Source organism: Roseovarius litoreus (assembly GCF_900142765.1).
GTDB lineage: Bacteria > Pseudomonadota > Alphaproteobacteria > Rhodobacterales > Rhodobacteraceae > Roseovarius > Roseovarius litoreus.
Genome location: NZ_FRCB01000008.1, coordinates 100824 through 119007, shown reverse-complemented (window position 1 = coordinate 119007; position 18184 = coordinate 100824). Strand labels below are relative to the sequence as shown.

Here is an 18184-nt window from a genome sequence, read left to right as displayed (position 1 = left end):
CACCGCAAATACCCCGAGACCCAAGGAAGAACCGCATGCCGCTGATACGCCTGTTGCGCGCCCTGTCCGATGGCATTGTCCGGATCGAGCGCATTCTGTTGATGCTGCTTGTCTTTGCGGTCATCTCTCTTGTTCTCTTGAACGTGGGGTTCCGCCTTTTCGAGATCACTCTGGCATGGGCGGATGAGCTGGCCGTGCTGGCGATGGCATGGTCCGGCTTCGTGGGGGCCTCGTTGATGCTGCGGGCTCGCATCGATCCGGCCGTCCGCCTGCTGCATGAGGCGGTTGGCCCGCTCGGCGTGCGCGCGCTTCGGGTGTCCGTCTCGGTGCTGGCGTCCGTCTTCGGCATTATCCTCATCTGGCTCAACTGGATATGGTTCAATCCGCCTGGACTTGTTGCCGCCGGTTTCGACATCTCGACATTCGAAGGCACGACCTTCAACTTCATCTATTCCGGCAAAACACCCGTGCTGGTCTGGCCGGTGTTCTGGTTCTATCTCGTGATGCCGTGGTTCGCTCTGACGCTGACCGTTCACGCGCTCACCAATCTGGCCGAGGATCTGGGCCTGATCCCGCAACGCAATCTCGCCCGTGAACTCGATCCGTCCGAGGACGATGTTCCCCTCCCGGAGACGTCCCGATGACGCTGGTCGCTTTCCTGCTGCTTCTGGTGATCGGCTTGCCGATCGGATTGATCCTGTGCGTGGCGGCACTGGTTTTCATCTACGACACGAACAACCTCATTCTCCTGCAAAGCTATCCGCTCAAGCTGTTCACGTCGCTCGACAATTTCAGCCTTCTGGCCATCCCGCTCTTCATTCTGGTGGGCGAGCTGATGAACGGGGCGGGCATCACGCAGCGGCTGGTCCAGCTGGCGGCGGCCTTTGTCGGGGCGCTCAAGGGTGGGCTGGCCTATATCAACCTTCTGGCCAACATGATGGTGGCGTCGATCCTTGGGTCCGCCACGGCACAGATCGCCATGATGAGCCAGGTGATGGTCCCCGAGATGCAGCGCGCAGGCTATGATCGCGCCTTCGCCGCCGGCCTCACGGCCTATGGCGGGCTTCTGGGGCCGATCATCCCGCCCTCGATCGTCTTCGTGGTCTATGCCGTGCTGGCGCAGGTGGCCGTGCGTGACATGCTGGTGGCGGGCATCCTGCCGGGCCTGATGCTCACCGGCCTCTTTATTCTGGTCGTGGCCCTTCTGGGCCGCAAACACGCCTATCCGGTCGGCACGCGACAGACATGGCCCGCGCGCTTCGCCGCGCTGCGCAATGCCTTGCCGATGCTGGCCATTCCTCTGGTGATCATCGGCACCATCTTGGGCGGCTTCGGCTCTCCGACCGAGGCCGCCGCCGTCGGCGCTGTCCTCGCCGTGCTGATCGGCCTCTTTTATACCCGCTCGCTCCGGCTGCGTGATTTCCCCCTGATCCTGATCCGCACCGGGATCAACAGCGCGCTGGTGCTGTTTCTCGTGGCGGCGGCGGGGGTGTTCTCCTGGGTGCTGATCTTCGGGCAGGTGCCGCAGACCGCCGCGGCCTGGATTCAGTCCGTTGCCACAACGCCCATGGCCTTCATGCTGCTGGTGCTTGTGGCGCTGCTGGTGGTGGGCACGGTGATCGACGGCATTCCGGGGCTCATCATGGTGGTGCCGATCCTGCTGCCGATCGCGACGGATGTCTACGGCATCCACCCTTTGCATTTCGGGGTCGTCGTCTCGATCAACCTGATCCTCGGGTTGCTGTCGCCACCGGTAGGCATCGGCCTTTACGTGGCAGCCCAGGTCAGCAATGTCAGCCCGCTTCGGGTGTTCTGGGTGACCGCGCCCTTCTTTCTGGCGGCCTGCCTTGCGCTGTTGGTTCTCGCACTGGTCCCATGGTTCAGCCTTGCCCTGCTCTAGCCGCGCCTCCCAACGGGCTTGTCAGCTCAAAAGCTGCGCAGTATCGTTTCCATACAAACAAGATCGGGGATTTTGAATGGCTGTTGAAACCAAGGACACTCCGGCCACGGGCCGCTGCCTGATCCGCAATATCGGCCGCTTGCTCACCGGCGATCTGAACGCCCCTCTGGCCGATAGCGACTGCCTTCTGATCGAGGATGGTGTGATCGCGGGCTTCACCGCCGAACCCGCCGATCACGAGATCGACGCCGCCGGGTGCGCCGTGGCTCCGGGGTTGATCGACGGCCATTGCCACCCGGTCTTCGGCGACTGGACCCCCCGCCAGAACCAGACCGGCTGGATCGAGATGAACGTGAACGGCGGCGTCACCACCTTCATTTCTGCAGGCGAAGTGCACCTGCCGGGCCGCCCCAAGGATGCCGAAGGCGTCAAGGCGCTGGCGATGGTCGCACAGCGCTGTTTCACCAATTTCCGCGCCGTTGGCGCCAAGGTCATCGCGGGCGCCCCAGTGCCCGAACTGGACTTTGACCGCGACTTCTATGTCGCCCTGAAAGATGCCGGTATCCGCCATATCGGCGAGATCGGCCTTGGCACCGTCGCCAAGGGGCCGGACGCCGCCCGCGTCACCGCATGGTGCCGTGAGTTGGGCATCGAGACGATCATGCATACCGGCGGGCCGTCGATTGCCGGCTCGCATCTGGTCGGCGCGGCAGATGTGCTCGAGGCGCAGCCCGATATCGTGAGCCACATCAATGGCGGTCCCACCTCCATCCCGCATGACGATATCCGCGAGTTGTGCCGCCATGCCACCGGCGCGCTCGAGGCGGTGCACAATGGCAACGAGAAATCCGCCATCGTCGCGCTCGAAGGGGCGATGGCGAATGACCGGCTCGCCGATTTCCTGATCGGCACCGATGCGCCCGCCGGATCGGGTGTCCAGCCCAACGGCATGTTGCGCATGGCAACCCTTCTGGCCAGCTTCGGGGGCCTGCCGGCCGAGCTTGCGTGGTGCTGCGGCAGCGGCAACGTGGCCCATCGGCGCGGACTGAGCCAGGGCATCCTCGCGCCTGGTCGCCCGGCGGATCTGGTCTTCATGGACCGGCCCGGCGGCTCGCCGGGTGACGACGTTCTGGGTGCTATGGCCATGGGCAACATCCCCGGCATCGCCGCCGTCATGATCGACGGCAAGATGCGCACCGGGCGCTCGCGCTCGACCCCGCCTTCGGCCCGCGTGCCGGTCATCTGAAGGAGCACGAAAATGCAGGCGAAAATCCGCAAGATTGCTGTCTTTCTTGACGAAACCCACATTGAAATGGGCCAGACCATCGCGCCGCCGACGCGCCGCGCCGCCGCGGTGGCGGTCATCGAAAACCCCTTTGCGGGCCGCTTCGAGGCGGATCTCGAGATCCTGATGGATATCGGCGCCGAACTTGGTGACCTTCTGGGCCGGCGCTGCGTCGAGGCTTTGGGGATCACGCCAGCCGAGGCCGAAAGCTATGGCAAGGCCGCGATGGTCGGCGAAAACGGCGAGTTGGAACATGCCGCCGCGATCCTGCATCCAAAGCTGGGCGCGCCCCTTCGGGCCGCGGTCGAAAAGGGGGCGGCGCTTGTGCCATCATCGAAAAAGATGGGGGGTCCCGGCCAGCCGCTTGACGTGCCGCTTGGCCACAAGGACGCGGCCTATGTGCGCAGCCATTTCGATGGGATCGAGGTGCGTTTGAACGATGCGCCGCGCGCGAACGAGATCATGGTCGCCGTTGCCGTCACCGATAGCGGGCGTCCCTTGCCCCGGGTTGGCGGGTTGACAGCTGCCGAGGCGATCGGCAAAGACGGGTTACGCTGACCTGAAAGGACCCGCATTTTGACCCGGAGCGAGCCTTCAAACGAGGTCCATGACGACGACGCAACCACGAAACGTGTGCGCCGTCGCTATGTGCTGGACACGCAGGCGGGGTTTCTTTTGCGCAAGGCGCAACAGCGTCACCTCAGCATCTTCACCGCACATATGGGCGAAGGGCTCACCGCTCAGCAATTCGCAGCACTGGTCAAGCTGGCCGAGGTTGAGCCGTCGTCGCAAAACTCTCTCGGGCGGCAGACGGCCATGGACAACTCGACCATCAACGGTGTCGTGCGTCGTCTGACGCAGCGCGGCCTGATCGAAAAGTTCCCCTCCGAGGAAGATCACCGTCTGCACATGCTGCGCCTCACCCCCGAAGGGTGGCGCGTGCATGATCGGGTCCTGCCCCTGGCCACCGAGATCACCCGCCTGACCCTTGCCCCCCTGACACGCAGCGAACAGACAACCCTCCAGCGGCTTCTGCGCAAGATCGGCTGAATTTTTCGGCATTTGCGACCGTGCTGAAGCGGCCCATTGGGAAAGCGTTTTTCCCGTCGAAAAGTTGTTCGCATACAAACAAAAAATTGCTACCCTTTGTGGACCGAGTTTCAAAGGACGCCCCGATGACAGTTCACTCCGCAACCGCCCCCATGCCGCCTGTTCCCGCCAATTGCTTCGCCGAAACCGTGACCGAGGTCGAACATTACACCGACCGTCTGTTTCGCTTTCGCATGACGCGTCCGACCAGCTTTCGGTTTCGTTCGGGCGAATTCGTGATGATCGGTCTGCCGAATGCCGAACGCCCGGTCTTTCGCGCCTATTCCATCGCGTCGCCCGCCTGGGATGACAGCCTGGAATTCTATTCGATCAAGGTGCCGGACGGTCCGCTGACCGAACATCTGCAACGGATCACACCGGGCGATACAGTTCTGATGCGCAAGAAACCCACAGGCACGCTCGTTCTCGATGCGCTTTTGCCCGGGCGCAGGCTCTACATGCTCTCGACCGGCACCGGCATCGCACCGTTCGCCAGCCTGGTCCGTGATCCGGAAACCTATGAGAAATTCGAAACGGTCGTTCTGATGCATGGGTGCCGCCAGCAGGCCGAGCTGACCTATGGCGAACAGCTGGTGGCCGCCACGCAAGACGATCCGCTGGTGGGCGAACTGGCCGCCGACCGGTTGCGGCACTACACCTGCGTCACCCGCGAAGACCACCCCCGCCGTCTCCGGGTGACCGATGCGATCACATCGGGCCGTGTGTTCGACGACCTCGACTTGCCAGCGCTCGATCCGGCGAAGGACCGGGTGATGATCTGCGGCTCGATGGAGATGCTGCGCGACGGCAAATCCCTTTGCGAGGCGGTCGGTCTGGAAGAAGGCTCCAACAGCGTGCCCGGAACCTATGTGGTCGAGCGTGCTTTCGTGGATTGATTGGTACAACCTGGCGACAATTTTGTACAAATCTTACACAATTCAGGCGAGTATTTGGCGGTGCCCGGGTCTGGGTGCGCAGCCGAAAAACCCTTGAAATCGCCCCGGAAACCGTGCGTCCTTGATATGGAAATAATCCGGACCGACCCCTTGCGCCGCCGCTAAATGCAGCCCCCGAATACGTAAAAAAACGTTATAAAACATATATATAGCCAATTATTTCGCGCAACCAAGGGTAGTGCTCCACCTCCCGTCGATCTTGTTAGCCGAGCGCGCCAAAAGCCCCAATCCCCCGATCCCTTTTTCGCCATCTTTCCACCCAAATTTGTCACGAATTTTCCCGGATCAACGAACCCAGCTGAAAATCAGCCCCAAAAAGCCCGGCTGGATGGCATGGCAGTGGTTCGGAGGGACCATGAGGTGTTTTGCGTCTGAAAAGGCGCACAAGACGATGCCTGCCCTCTGACGATCAGTCAGCCGCGGTTCTGTGTCCGTTTGCCGGAGTTTGGCAGCGGAATTCGTGTTCGGTCGCATCAGGTCAGGTGCAACCGGATTGGTATGAGTGCGGTGGTGGTACCGCCTGTGTAGGAGTGTGTAAGTTGACCTTTTTCGATCCCAAGACTGCCGTTATCGGCGGTCGAGTCTTCTCAGACAGCAATGCAGACAATACCGAGTTCTCAGCCTCGGGCGGCTTCGAAGCCGGGCTGGACGGACAGCTCGTTCAGCTGCTCGATGCACATGGTAATGTCATCCAAGCAACCCATACCGATCATAACGGGTTCTATTCGTTCACGCATCTGGCAAGTGGGGACTACTTCGTGCAGTTCCCCAGCCGGATCAATGATTTGACATTGGCTGACAAAGACATCGGTGGCTTCAGAGAGGACAGCGATGCAAATGTTGATTCCGGTCTGACCGATCCGATCCACCTGCAGGCGGGCGAAAGCAAAACCGAGGTCGACGCTGGCTACCAGTTTCAGTCGCTGCCGGATGGTGTGGTCGACGGGGCCGACACGGGCGAGTTCATGCCGCTGCATTATGCCGACGCTCAAGGTGACATGATCACCAATGGGGATGACCACATTCTTGGCAACGGCGGCAACGACAACATTCGAGCCGGTGACGGAAATGACTTTGTCGATGGCGGCGTCGGTAACGATTACATCGAAGGCAACGCGGGGAACGACACGATCCTCGGCGGGGAGGGCAATGACAACCTGCGCGGTGGCGATGGCAATGACTTCATCGATGGCGGTGTCGGTGACGAATATATCGAAGGCAACGCGGGTCATGACACGATCCTTGGTGGCGAAGGAAATGACAACCTCCGTGGCGGCAACGACAACGACCAGATCGAGGGTGGAACCGGCAACGATTTTATCTCCGGAGATGCGGGCGATGATCGTCTGTTCGGCGGTGATGGCGCGGATGATCTGCGCGGCGGCACGGGAAAGGACTTCCTTGTCGGGGGTGACGGCAACGACCAACTGATGGGCGGTGCGGATGCTGACGCGCTGCGTGCGGGCGCTGGCGACGACCGGCTTTTTGGCGAAGACGGCAATGACGACATGCTCGGCGGCTCTGGCGACGACCTCATGGACGGCGGCACGGGCGACGACTTCATGGGTGGCCAGGATGGCGATGACCACATGAATGGCGGAGACGGTAACGATTTTGTAGCGGGCGATGACGGCGCGGACGTCATGAAGGGTGGCGCTGGCCATGATACACTTGTCGGCGGTGCCGGTGCCGACCTGATCGAAGGCGGCGCGGGCGATGACCTGATCACCTTCGACAACCCGTTCGTGGACAACGAAGACCCCACCACCGATGGTGCGGGAGACATGATCTTCGGCGGCGCCGAGGGCGCGTTGGACAACGACACGCTCGATCTGCGTGGCGCGGGCAAGGTCACCATCGATCAGCAGATCGACGAGAATGACGAGGGTGCCACCAAGGGCACCGTCACTTTCGCCGATGGCAGCACCCTGACCTTCGAAGGGATCGAGACGATCCTGAGCGATGGCGATGGCACGGTCGACGGGGCCGAAACGGGTGAGTTCATGCCCGTGGGCTATGCGGATGCGCAGGGCGACGTGATCACCGAAGGGGATGATCGCATCTTCGGCAATGGCGGCAACGACGATATCCGCTCGGGTGGCGGTGATGATTTCATCGATGGCGGCACCGGCAACGACAACATCTTCGGCGGCACCGGCAATGACTTCATCCTTGCGGGCGACGGCGATGACGTGGTGCGTGGCCGCGAAGACGATGATTACATCGACGCGGGCGCCGGCAATGACAACATCATGGGCGAGGAGGGCGACGACGCGTTGCGGGGCCGTGCGGGCGATGACTTCGTGGCCGGCGGCTCGGGCAATGACGATATCCTCGGCGAGGATGGCAACGACTCGCTCTATGGCGACACCGGTGACGACTTCATCGGCGGCGGCGCGGGTGATGACATTGTCAGCGATGCGCTCGAAGGGTTTGTCGGCGGCGGCAATGACCAGTTCTATGGCGACGACGGCAACGACACCTTGCTTGGCGGCGACGGCCACGACACGCTTGTGGGCGGTGCAGATGCCGACAGGATCGAAGGCGGCGCGGGCGATGACCTGATCACCTTCGACAACCCGTTCGTGGACAACGAAGACCCCACCACCGATGGCGCGGGCGACATGATCTTCGGCGGCGCCGAGGGCGCGTTGGACAACGACACGCTCGATCTGCGTGGCGCAGGCAAGGTCACCATCGATCAGCAGATCGACGAGAATGACGAGGGCGCCACCAAGGGCACCGTCACTTTCGCCGATGGCAGCACCCTGACCTTCGAAGGGATTGAGACGATCCTGAGCGATGGCGATGGCACGGTCGACGGGGCCGAAACGGGTGAGTTCATGCCCGTGGGCTATGCGGATGCGCAGGGCGACGTGATCACCGAAGGGGATGATCGCATCTTCGGCAATGGCGGCAACGACGATATCCGCTCGGGTGGCGGTGATGATTTCATCGATGGCGGCACCGGCAACGACAACATCTTCGGCGGCACCGGCAATGACTTCATCCTTGCGGGCGACGGCGATGACGTGGTGCGTGGCCGCGAAGACGATGATTACATCGACGCGGGCGCCGGCAATGACAACATCATGGGCGAGGAGGGCGACGACGCGTTGCGGGGCCGTGCGGGCGATGACTTCGTGGCCGGCGGCTCGGGCAATGACGATATCCTCGGCGAGGATGGCAACGACTCGCTCTATGGCGACACCGGTGACGACTTCATCGGCGGCGGCGCGGGTGATGACATTGTCAGCGATGCGCTCGAAGGGTTTGTCGGCGGCGGCAATGACCAGTTCTATGGCGACGACGGCAACGACACCTTGCTTGGCGGCGACGGCCACGACACGCTTGTGGGCGGTGCAGATGCCGACAGGATCGAAGGCGGCGCGGGCGATGACCTGATCACCTTCGACAACCCGTTCGTGGACAACGAAGACCCCACCACCGATGGCGCGGGCGACATGATCTTCGGCGGCGCCGAGGGCGCGTTGGACAACGACACGCTCGATCTGCGTGGCGCAGGCAAGGTCACCATCGATCAGCAGATCGACGAGAATGACGAGGGCGCCACCAAGGGCACCGTCACTTTCGCCGATGGCAGCACCCTGACCTTCGAAGGGATTGAGACGATCCTGAGCGATGGTGAGGTAAACGCCGCACCTGTCGCCGTCGATGATGCCGCCGTCGCGCTCGAGGATGGATCGGTCACGATCGACGTGCTGTCGAACGATATCGACCCCGAAGAGGACTCGCTGACCGTAACGCAGGCAAGCGCCGAGAACGGGACGGTGACCGTCAACGACGACAACAGCCTCGAATACACCCCCGATCCCGGTTTCTTCGGGACCGACATCATCACCTACGAGATCTCGGACGGGTTCGGGAACACCGATACCGGCGAGGTTACCGTCGAAGTGGAAGAAGTGCCGGATGCGCCGGTGGTCGATGGAACGGCGGGAGACGATGTGCTGCTGTCGGACTTCGTCGATGAAGACGGCGACCAGATTGATGGCACCGATGGTCTGAACGACACGATCGACGCGGGCGCAGGCAACGATTTCGTCGATGGCGGTGCCGGGGATGACACGTTCCTCGATAACGCTGGCAACGATGTCTACTTCGGCAATGAAGGCAACGACAGCTATGTTTCCCAAGACACGGGCAATGTCTTTGTCTTCGTCGGTGAGGACGGGACCGGTCAGGTGCAGAACGTCACATCCGGCGAGTTGGACGAGGTGTTCAGCGTCGAGACGTTCGTTGCCGGTGAAGATGAAACCGGGTTTGACGGCATCGCCTTCGAGAATGCCATCTCGGAAGACGACATCGCCACCCAGCTTCAGGGCATTTCCGATAATGCCTTCGGTCAGTTCTTCCCTGACGCTGCGCCTCCCGTTGCCTTTGGGCCGGAAGTCGGTCTCTTGCTGTCGGATATCCTGGGCGGGGCAGTCGGAGGATCGCCTGTCGGTAACTATCTGATCGAGGGCGGTGACGAGGAAGGTCAGATCGGAGAGGTGTCCTTCGAAAACTTCGAGCAGATTTTCTTCGGTGTCGAAATGTCGACTGACCGTGAGGTCGAAGAACGAGCCTTCGAAGAAATGCGCATGCGTGAAGAGCTCCGCGAGGAGGAAGAAGAGCTGGACCGTATGGGCTTCGCCATGTGACCAGTTCTTGTGCAGACAGTCAAAGCGCCCCGTCAGGGGCGCTTTTTCCGTTTTGGATCAGACCATTTCAGAGCCTTGGCGTAACGATCACCATCGCATCTGCGCGAAGGGGTCAGGATTTCGTGCGTGGCTTGCGCGGCTTGGCCGTGGCGGCACCGGCAGCGGCCTTGGCCGCTTGCCTGGCGCGGTTTTTCTTGCTGCTTGGTTTCCCGGCAGGCGGTTTCGGTCCGCGCGCTGGTGCATCGCCGCTTGCGGTCCCGGCGCCGGTTCTGGGCTTGCGTTTGGTCAGGCCCGTTACCCCAAGCCGGGCCGGGCGGTCTTCGGCCTTGCGTGTGTCATCGCGCTTGGGCTTGGGCTTTGTCCCCGGCTTGGGCTTCTTGGCGCGCGGCTTGGGATCGTCGTTCCAATCCACAGGCGTCGTCGTACCGGGCGCGGCGGGCTTGTCCTGCCGCGTATCCGCCGGGGGCGTGGGCCGTGTGGCGGGCTTGCCCTTGGGGCTGGCGGGCCTCTCGGCGCGCGGTCCGCGGTCGGATGCGGGCGCGCTGTCCAGCCGGGTCAGCTTCGCACCGCCCTCCAGAGTCATCGCGGGTCCGACATTTGCCAGGAACCCCTGCACAGCACTTTGCCGAATTTCGACCAGCGACACATCGTTCTGAATGCGAATGGCGCCGATATCCTCGCGCGACAGGGCTCCGATCTTGCACAGCATCGGCAAGAGCCTGCGCGGCTCGGCTCCTGCGGCGCGCCCCCCCTCGACCGAGAACCAGACGCTTGGCCCGAAGGCCGCGCGCGGCTCGGGCGCTGCAGAGACATCCGATAGCTCTTCGGGCGCCGAATGCCTTTCGCGGAACAGCCGCACGAATGCCGCCGCCAGTTGCTCGGCCGAAAATCTTTCGGTCAGCTTGGCGACCGTCGCGCGGTTCGAATCCTCGATCTCCGCATCCCACTCGGTGCCGGCCAACATACGCTCGTCATCCCTCGCGGTGACCTCATCGGCCGAGGGCGCATCGGCCCATTCCGCTTTCACCTTGGCCCAGCCCAGAAGCCGCTGCGCCTTCTTGCGCGCGGCGGGCGGCACGATCAGCGCGCTGACCCCTTTGCGCCCTGCGCGGCCCGTGCGGCCCGAGCGGTGCAGCAGCGTGTCCTGATTGGTGGGCAATTCGGCATGGATCACCAGTTCGAGATTCGGCAGATCGATCCCGCGTGCGGCGACATCCGTGGCCACACAGACCCGGGCCCGCCCGTCGCGCATCGCTTGCAGCGCATGGGTCCGTTCGCTCTGTGACAGCTCGCCCGACAGGGCCACGACCGAAAAGTTGCGGTTCGACAGCCGGGTGGTCAGCCGGTTGACCATCGCGCGGGTATTGCAGAACACGATGGCGTTAGGCGCCTCGTAATAGCGCAACACGTTGATGATCGCATTCTCGGCATCCCGCGCCGACACGTTCAGCGCGCGATACTCGATATCGGCATGCTGCGTGGTGCCCGAGGCGGTGGAAATCCGGATCGCGTCCTTTTGATAATTGCTGGCCAGCTTCGCGATCGCCGCTGGCACCGTGGCCGAGAACAGCAATGTCTGACGCTCGGTCGGCGCCTGCTCGAGAATGAATTCCAGATCTTCGCGAAACCCGAGATCCAGCATCTCGTCGGCTTCATCCAGAACCACCGCCTTCAAGGCGCTCAGATCAATGCTGCCCCGCATGATGTGATCGCGCAGACGGCCCGGCGTGGCGACAACGATATGCGCGCCGCGCTCCAGCGCCCGGCGCTCGTCGCGCATGTCCATGCCCCCCACGGTCGAGGCCAGAACAGCATTGGCCTGCCCGAAGAGCCACGCCAGCTCGCGCTTGACCTGCAGGGCCAGTTCGCGCGTCGGCGCGATCACCAGGGCCAGGGGTGCCGCGGCTGGCCCGAAACTCTCGGCCTCGCCGAACAGGCCCGGCGCGATGGCAAGCCCGAATCCAAGCGTCTTGCCCGATCCGGTCTGCGCCGAGACCAGAAGATCCTTGCCCGCCAGTTCCGGGGCGCTCACGGCCTCCTGCACGGCGGTGAGCGAGGTATATCCCTGGGCGTCCAGAGCGTTTGCAAGAGCTTGTTTCAAAGGCGGTTCACTTTTCGGATGCGAGGAGGGCCACAGGCGTCCGAAGGACGGCCCCGGACGGCTAAACCCCCGCGTTATCCTTTCAGACCGTGGATGTATAGCCTGCAATCACGCTATCGGCACCTGGCAGGCGAGTGACCGCGCAGCATCGATCTTGCGCAACCTGCCTTGTCGCACTGTGCACAATTCCTGCGCATGTCGGGCAAGTCTGCCGGAAAAACAGTCTATTTGCGCTGGACACTCGCCCGCATGAAACCTTTTATTGGCAGATACGCGAATTGTCTTTACCATTTGGTCAAACATCGAGGCGCGCCTCGTCCAACAGGGGAAAAAGGTCATGAAGACATCACTCACCAATGCCGCATCCGGCATCACTCGCCGGCGCTTTCTCGGCACCACCGCGGGCACGGCGCTTGTCGTGGCGGCGGGCGCTCCGGGCGGTCTGCGCGCTGCTGAACCGCTCAAGGTGGCGGGCATCTACACCGTCCCGGTCGAGCAGCAATGGGTCAGCCGCATCCACAAGGCCGCCGGGATCGCACAGGATCGTGGCGATATCGCCTATGTCTTCTCCGAGAATGTCTCGAATACCGACTATGCCCGCGTGATGCGCGAATATGCCGAACAGGGATACCAGCTCATCATCGGCGAAGTGTTCGCCGTCGAACAGGAGGCGCGCGAGGTCGCGGCCGAATATCCCGACATCGCCTTCCTCATGGGCTCCAGCTTCAAGCAGGATGATGCGCTGCCCAACTTCGCCGTCTTCGACAACTACATTCAGGACGCGTCCTATCTGACCGGCATCATCGCAGGCTCCATGACCGAAACCGCGAATATCGGCATGGTGGGCGGCTTCCCCATCCCCGAGGTCAACCGCCTGATGCATGCCTTCATGGCCGGCGCCCGTGAAATGAACCCCGACATCTCCTTCCAGGTCAGCTTCATCGGCAGCTGGTTCGACCCGCCCAAGGCCAAGGAAACCGCCTTCGCCATGATCGAAAACGGCGCGGACATGCTCTATGCCGAACGCTTCGGCGTCTCGGACGCCGCGCAGGAAAAGGGCATTCTGGCCATCGGCAACGTGATCGACACGCAGGCCGACTATCCCGATACGGTCGTCGCCTCGGCGATCTGGCATTTCGAGCCGACGCTCGACAAGGCCATCGCCGAAGTGCAGGCGGGCACCTTCAAGGCCGCTGACTATGGCGTTTATTCCTTCATGCAGGAAGGCGGCTGCTCGATCGCGCCGCTCGGCACGTTCGAAGGCAAGGTGCCACAGGCGGCGATGGATCTGGTCAAGCAGCGCACCGATGAGATCATGTCGGGCGCCTATGTGGTCGAGATCAACGACGAAGAACCCAAGTCGTCCTGAATGCTGCGCCCAGAGGCGGCGCGGGTCGTCCTGCGCCTTGACGGCATAACCAAGCGTTTTGGCAAGCTGGTCGCGAACGACGCGATCAGCTTGTCGCTGCATCAAGGCGAGGTGATCGCCCTTCTGGGCGAGAACGGCGCCGGCAAGACCACGCTGATGAACATCCTCTTCGGTCAATACACGGCCGATGAAGGCACGGTCGAGGTGTTCGGCCAGACCCTTCCGCCGGGCAACCCCCGCGCGGCGCTGGATGCAGGCGTGGGCATGGTGCACCAGCATTTCACCCTCGCCGACAACATGACCGTTCTGGAAAACGTGACCCTCGGCACGCAACCGCTTTTCGCCCCCCGGCTGGATCGTGGCGCCGCCCGCGACAAGCTGGCCCGGCTTGCAGCGGATTTCGGGCTTCAGGTGCATCCCGATGCCCGGGTCGGCAGCCTCACGGTCGGCGAACGCCAGCGGGTCGAAATCCTCAAGGCGCTTTACCGCGATGCCCGTATCCTGATCCTCGACGAGCCCACCGCCGTTCTGACCCCACAGGAAATCGACGATCTGTTCGCGACCTTGCGCAAGGCCGTGAAACTGGGCCTGTCGGTCGTCTTCATCTCGCACAAGCTGCATGAGGTGATGGCGATTTCCGACCGCGTGCTGATCCTGCGCCACGGTCGCCTTGTCGCCGAACGCCCCATCGCCGAGGTCGACAAGGCGAAACTCGCCGCCCTCATGGTCGGCTCCGAAGTGGCCGCGCCCAAGGTCGAACAGGGCCGGCCCGGCGCCGTGCTCATGCGCCTGCAGGATGTCACCACGCCGGACCGGGGCAGCGCGCCGGGTCTCAACCGCGTGTCGCTCGCACTCCATTCCGGTCAGATCGTGGGGCTTGCGGGCGTGTCTGGCAACGGACAGGCGGCGCTGGCCGATCTGATCGGCGGGCTGATCCGACCCGCTACGGGCCGGCTCGACCTCAACGACGCCGAAATGCAGGACTGGACCCCGCGCAAGGCGGTGCAGTCGGGCATCGCCCGCATCCCCGAAGACCGTCACAAGACCGGCACCATCGCCGAGTTCGACCTGACCGAAAACGCCATTCTCGAATCCTATGCCGATCCGCCCTACAGCCGAGCGGGCTGGATGAGCTGGGGCGTGGCCGAGGCGTTCACCCGCCAGATCATCGACACCTACGACGTGCGCTGCCCCGGTCCCGGCACGCGTATCCGTCTGCTCTCGGGCGGCAACATGCAGAAACTGATCCTTGGCCGTGTGCTTGAAAAGGCGCCCTCGATCATTCTCGCCAATCAGCCGGTTCGCGGTCTGGATATCGGTGCTGTGAACTACGTGCATTCGCAACTTCTGGCCGCGCGCGACCGTGGGGCTGCGGTGCTCCTGATCTCCGAGGATCTCGACGAGATCATGGCCCTGTCGGATGTGATCCATGTCATGTCCGAAGGCCGCCTGTCGCCCGGTTTCGCGCGCGGCAGCATGACACCCGCCGAACTGGGTGTCTGGATGGCCGGGCAGGGCTTCGACGAAGCGGAGACGGCCCATGCGTCTTGAACCTGTCGCCAACCCTTCGTTTCTACGCACCACGGTGCCGCCCGCCATCGCCATCGGCTCGACCGTGGTGATCGCCTCGCTTCTGGCCATGGCCGCAGGGGCCAACCCGTTTTCCGTGCTGGGGCTTATCATCAAGGGCGCATTCGGCTCGAAATTCGCGCTTCTGGAAACGCTCAACCGGGCAACGCCGCTCATCTTCACCGGCCTGTCGGTCGCTGTCGCCTTCCGCGCCCGTCTTTGGAACATCGGCGCCGAGGCGCAGCTTTACGCCGGCGCGCTCATTACCGTGATCCTTGGTACGGGGATGCTGCAATGGGGGGCTTTTGCCCTCATTCCAACGCTGGCCATTGCGTCGATGCTGGCGGGGGCACTGGTGCTCTTGGTCCCGGCGCTGCTCAAGGTGCGCTTCGGTGTCGATGAGGTCGTCACCACACTTCTGTTCAACTTCATTTTCCTCCTGTTCGTCTCGATGCTTCTGGAAGGGCCGCTCAAGGATCCGATGGGCATGGGCTGGCCGAAATCCGAACGCCTGATCGCCGAGGCGCGCCTGCCGCGCATCGTCGAAGGGTTGCGCCTGCATTGGGGCTTCGCATTGGCTCTGATCGCGGCGGTGGTGGTCTGGGTGATCCAGCGCCGCACCACGCTCGGCTACGAGATGCGCGCGGTCGGTCTCAACCGCGAGGCGGCGGGGTTCGCGGGCATCCCGGTCAACCTCGTGCTCGTCAAGACGGCGCTTCTGGCGGGGGGGCTGGCGGCGCTTGCGGGCTTCTCCGAGGTGGCGGGCCTCAAGGGCAACCTGACCCTCGATCTCAGCCCCGGCTTTGGCTACACCGGCATCATCGTTGCCATGCTGGCGCTGCTCAATCCGCTTGGGGTGATCGCGGCGGCCCTGTTCGTTGCGGGCATCTTCGTCGGTGCCGACAGCATGAGCCGCGCCGTGGGCGTTCCCAGCTATCTGGCCGATATCATGCTGGCCACGGCACTTTTGCTGATGGTGCTGGCGATCCTGCTGACCCGGTTCCGCGTGGTGAGGGAATAGGCCATGGACATCCTCGAAATCCTTCTCTCCGCCAGTTTCTGGACAGCGGCCATCCGCATCGCCAGCCCGCTGATCTTCGCCACTCTGGGCGAGCTGATCTGCGAACGCGCGGGCGTGCTCAATCTCGGGATCGAGGGGATCATGGTCGCCGGTGCCTTCGCGGGCTGGATGGCGGTCTATTCCGGCACCGGGCTATGGATGGGCGTGGCCGTGGCCATGGCGGTGGGCATGCTCTTTGGGCTGGTGCACAGCCTGCTGACCGTCCCGTTCGGACTGTCGCAGCATGTGGTCGGGCTTGGCGTCACGCTGTTGGCCACGTCGCTGACCTATTACGCCTATCGCCTTGCACTGCCCGAAGTGACCAGCCCGCCCAAGATCGACGCGTTCCAGCCTTATGAAATCCCGCTGCTGTCGGATCTGCCGCTGATCGGCCCGGCGCTGTTTTCCCAGACGCCGCTGACTTATCTCGCGTTCATTCTGGTCGGCGTGGTGGCGTTCGTGCTCTACCGCACGCCGCTTGGCCTTGCCTTGCGGGCCGCGGGGGAAAACCCCTCGGCCGTGGCCGCTCAGGGGCTTTCGGTCACCGGCATCCGCATGGGTGCGGTGATCGTCGGCAGCGGCTTCATGGCGGTGGGGGGTGCGTTCCTGACCATGTCGGCCTTTGACAGCTTCTTCTTCGAGATGGTCAACGGGCGCGGCTGGATCTGCATCGCCCTCGTGGTGTTCGGGGCATGGCGGCCGGGCAAGGCGCTTCTGGGCGCGATCCTGTTCGCGGCCTTCGACGCGCTGCAGATCCGCATCCAGCAGACGCCGCTTGGGGCCGACATTCCCTATCAGGTGTTCCTGATGATGCCCTATTTCCTGTCCATACTGGCGCTTATCGTCATGTCGCGCCGGGCCGAGGTGCCCGCCGCGCTGATGGTGCCGTTCAACAAGGGAGAACGCTGATGTTCGATCTGATCGTTCAGGGCGGCACGCTGGCCGATGGCCGCATCGCCGATATCGGTATCACCGGCGACACCATCGCCGCGGTCGAGGATCTGTCGGGCGCCGAAGCGGGCTTGGTGATCGACGCTGCGGGCGATCTGGTCGCACCGCCTTTCGTCGATCCCCATTTTCACCTTGATGCGACCCTGTCCTATGGCCTGCCGCGGATCAACGCCTCGGGCACCTTGCTCGAAGGCATCGGGCTCTGGGGTGAACTCAAGCAGATCGTCACCCAGGACGAGATGATCGAGCGCGCTCTGGCCTATTGCGATTGGGCCGTCAGCCAGGGGCTTCTGGCGATCCGCAGCCATGTCGATACCTGCGATGACCGCCTTATCGGGGTCGAGGCGATGCTCGAAGTGCGTGAACGTGTCCGCCCCTACCTGGATTTGCAACTGGTGGCCTTCCCGCAGGATGGCCTCTACCGCGACCCCACCGCGCGCGACAACACGATCCGCGCGCTCGACATGGGCCTCGATGTGGTCGGCGGCATCCCGCATTTCGAACGGACGATGGCCGATGGCGCCGCCTCGCTGCGCGAGCTCTGCGAAATCGCCGCCGCGCGCGGGCTGATGGTCGACATCCATTGCGACGAATCCGACGACCCTCTCAGTCGGCATATCGAAGCACTGGTCTTCGAGACGCAGCGCCTTGGCCTTCAGGGCCGGGTCGCAGGCTCTCACCTGACCTCGATGCATTCGATGGACAATTATTACGTCTCGAAACTTCTGCCCCTGATGGCCGAGGCGCAGGTCGCAGCGATCTCAAACCCGCTGATCAATATCGTCCTTCAGGGACGACACGATACCTATCCCAAGCGCCGTGGTCTGACCCGCGTGAGGGAAATGCAGGCCCATGGCATCACCGTTGGCTGGGGGCAGGATTGCGTGCTCGACCCGTGGTATTCGCTCGGCACCGCCGACATGCTCGACGTGGCCTTCATGGGGATGCACGTGGCGCAGATGACCAGCCCCGAAGAGATGGCGCGCAGTTTCGACATGGTCACCACCCAGAACGCCCGCATCATGGGCCTTGATGGCTATGGTATCGCGCCGGGCAAGACCGCGTCACTGGTGGTGCTCGATGCCGGCAATCCGATCGAGGCCTTGCGCCTGCGCCCCGCGCGTCTTGCGGTGATCTCCAAGGGAAAAGTGGTGTCTCGGATGCCGCGCGAGGATGCGGGCCTGTCCCTTCCGGGCCGTCCCGATACCGTGCGCCGCCGTCACACCTTCGGCTGATCGGG

At 63.2% G+C, this 18184-nt stretch carries 13 protein-coding genes and 1 pseudogene; 13 read left to right on the top strand and 1 reads right to left on the bottom strand.

The window, feature by feature from the left end; genetic code table 11:
* The first annotated feature begins 35 nt into the window (after positions 1 to 35).
* The 8 genes and pseudogenes from F3H35_RS14945 (at position 36) to F3H35_RS14915 (ending at position 9894) form a co-directional block, all read left to right on the top strand.
* Positions 36 to 644, top strand: coding sequence for a TRAP transporter small permease (locus F3H35_RS14945; protein ID WP_149780347.1), 609 nt, complete (start codon positions 36 to 38; stop codon positions 642 to 644).
* Positions 641 to 1900, top strand: coding sequence for a TRAP transporter large permease (locus tag F3H35_RS14940; RefSeq protein WP_149780346.1), 1260 nt, complete (start codon positions 641 to 643; stop codon positions 1898 to 1900). Before F3H35_RS14945 ends, F3H35_RS14940 begins: the two co-directional genes overlap by 4 nt.
* 76 nt (positions 1901 to 1976) lie before the next feature.
* Positions 1977 to 3146, top strand: a complete 1170-nt coding sequence (locus tag F3H35_RS14935; RefSeq protein WP_149780345.1) for an amidohydrolase family protein — start codon at positions 1977 to 1979, stop codon at positions 3144 to 3146.
* Between the two features lie 12 nt (positions 3147 to 3158).
* Positions 3159 to 3743, top strand: coding sequence for an amino acid synthesis family protein (locus tag F3H35_RS14930; protein WP_149780344.1), 585 nt, complete (start codon positions 3159 to 3161; stop codon positions 3741 to 3743).
* Positions 3744 to 3761: 18 nt separating this feature from the next.
* On the top strand, positions 3762 to 4235 hold the full coding sequence (locus tag F3H35_RS14925) for a MarR family winged helix-turn-helix transcriptional regulator (RefSeq protein WP_007812727.1): 474 nt from the start codon (positions 3762 to 3764) through the stop codon (positions 4233 to 4235).
* Positions 4236 to 4360: 125 nt separating this feature from the next.
* Positions 4361 to 5170, top strand: coding sequence for a ferredoxin--NADP reductase (locus tag F3H35_RS14920; protein ID WP_149780343.1), 810 nt, complete (start codon positions 4361 to 4363; stop codon positions 5168 to 5170).
* A gap of 1025 nt (positions 5171 to 6195) precedes the next feature.
* Positions 6196 to 6801, top strand: a pseudogene (locus tag F3H35_RS19220) (calcium-binding protein); the annotation flags it as partial.
* Between the two features lie 72 nt (positions 6802 to 6873).
* The gene (locus F3H35_RS14915) at positions 6874 to 9894 is read left to right on the top strand and encodes an Ig-like domain-containing protein (protein WP_262975137.1); all 3021 of its coding nucleotides are present in this window, start codon (positions 6874 to 6876) and stop codon (positions 9892 to 9894) included.
* A 112-nt stretch (positions 9895 to 10006) separates the two neighbouring features.
* Here the strand turns inward: F3H35_RS14915 and F3H35_RS14910 are convergent, their stop codons facing one another.
* Positions 10007 to 11995, bottom strand: a complete 1989-nt coding sequence (locus F3H35_RS14910) for a DEAD/DEAH box helicase (protein ID WP_149780341.1) — start codon at positions 11993 to 11995, stop codon at positions 10007 to 10009.
* 337 nt (positions 11996 to 12332) lie between these two features.
* Here F3H35_RS14910 and F3H35_RS14905 point away from each other — a divergent pair, with 337 nt between their 5' ends.
* From F3H35_RS14905 to F3H35_RS14885, 5 genes are read left to right on the top strand one after another with little or no spacing between them, the layout of a single operon-like run.
* On the top strand, positions 12333 to 13364 hold the full coding sequence (locus tag F3H35_RS14905) for a BMP family protein (protein WP_149780340.1): 1032 nt from the start codon (positions 12333 to 12335) through the stop codon (positions 13362 to 13364).
* Positions 13365 to 14915: an ABC transporter ATP-binding protein gene (locus F3H35_RS14900; protein WP_149780339.1), complete on the top strand. Its 1551-nt coding sequence runs from the start codon at positions 13365 to 13367 to the stop codon at positions 14913 to 14915. It begins immediately after the preceding gene.
* Positions 14905 to 15954 (top strand): ABC transporter permease, encoded by a 1050-nt coding sequence (locus tag F3H35_RS14895; protein WP_149780338.1) that lies wholly within the window; start codon positions 14905 to 14907, stop codon positions 15952 to 15954. The genes F3H35_RS14900 and F3H35_RS14895 overlap by 11 nt, the downstream gene beginning before the upstream one ends.
* 3 nt (positions 15955 to 15957) lie before the next feature.
* Positions 15958 to 16902, top strand: a complete 945-nt coding sequence (locus F3H35_RS14890) for an ABC transporter permease (RefSeq protein WP_007812740.1) — start codon at positions 15958 to 15960, stop codon at positions 16900 to 16902.
* Entirely contained in the window at positions 16902 to 18179 is a 1278-nt protein-coding gene (locus F3H35_RS14885; protein WP_149780337.1) for an amidohydrolase family protein, read from the top strand. Before F3H35_RS14890 ends, F3H35_RS14885 begins: the two co-directional genes overlap by 1 nt.
* Positions 18180 to 18184 lie beyond the last annotated feature (5 nt).

Bases quoted from the DNA above. Each gene is read 5' to 3' on its own strand.
- F3H35_RS14945 (WP_149780347.1), top strand. From the start codon at position 36: ATGCCGCTGATACGCCTGTTGCGCGCCCTGTCCGATGGCATTGTCCGG.
- F3H35_RS14940 (WP_149780346.1), top strand. From the start codon at position 641: ATGACGCTGGTCGCTTTCCTGCTGCTTCTGGTGATCGGCTTGCCGATC.
- F3H35_RS14935 (WP_149780345.1), top strand. From the start codon at position 1,977: ATGGCTGTTGAAACCAAGGACACTCCGGCCACGGGCCGCTGCCTGATC.
- F3H35_RS14930 (WP_149780344.1), top strand. From the start codon at position 3,159: ATGCAGGCGAAAATCCGCAAGATTGCTGTCTTTCTTGACGAAACCCAC.
- F3H35_RS14920 (WP_149780343.1), top strand. From the start codon at position 4,361: ATGACAGTTCACTCCGCAACCGCCCCCATGCCGCCTGTTCCCGCCAAT.
- F3H35_RS14915 (WP_262975137.1), top strand. From the start codon at position 6,874: ATGAAGGGTGGCGCTGGCCATGATACACTTGTCGGCGGTGCCGGTGCC.
- F3H35_RS14905 (WP_149780340.1), top strand. From the start codon at position 12,333: ATGAAGACATCACTCACCAATGCCGCATCCGGCATCACTCGCCGGCGC.
- F3H35_RS14900 (WP_149780339.1), top strand. From the start codon at position 13,365: ATGCTGCGCCCAGAGGCGGCGCGGGTCGTCCTGCGCCTTGACGGCATA.
- F3H35_RS14895 (WP_149780338.1), top strand. From the start codon at position 14,905: ATGCGTCTTGAACCTGTCGCCAACCCTTCGTTTCTACGCACCACGGTG.
- F3H35_RS14890 (WP_007812740.1), top strand. From the start codon at position 15,958: ATGGACATCCTCGAAATCCTTCTCTCCGCCAGTTTCTGGACAGCGGCC.
- F3H35_RS14885 (WP_149780337.1), top strand. From the start codon at position 16,902: ATGTTCGATCTGATCGTTCAGGGCGGCACGCTGGCCGATGGCCGCATC.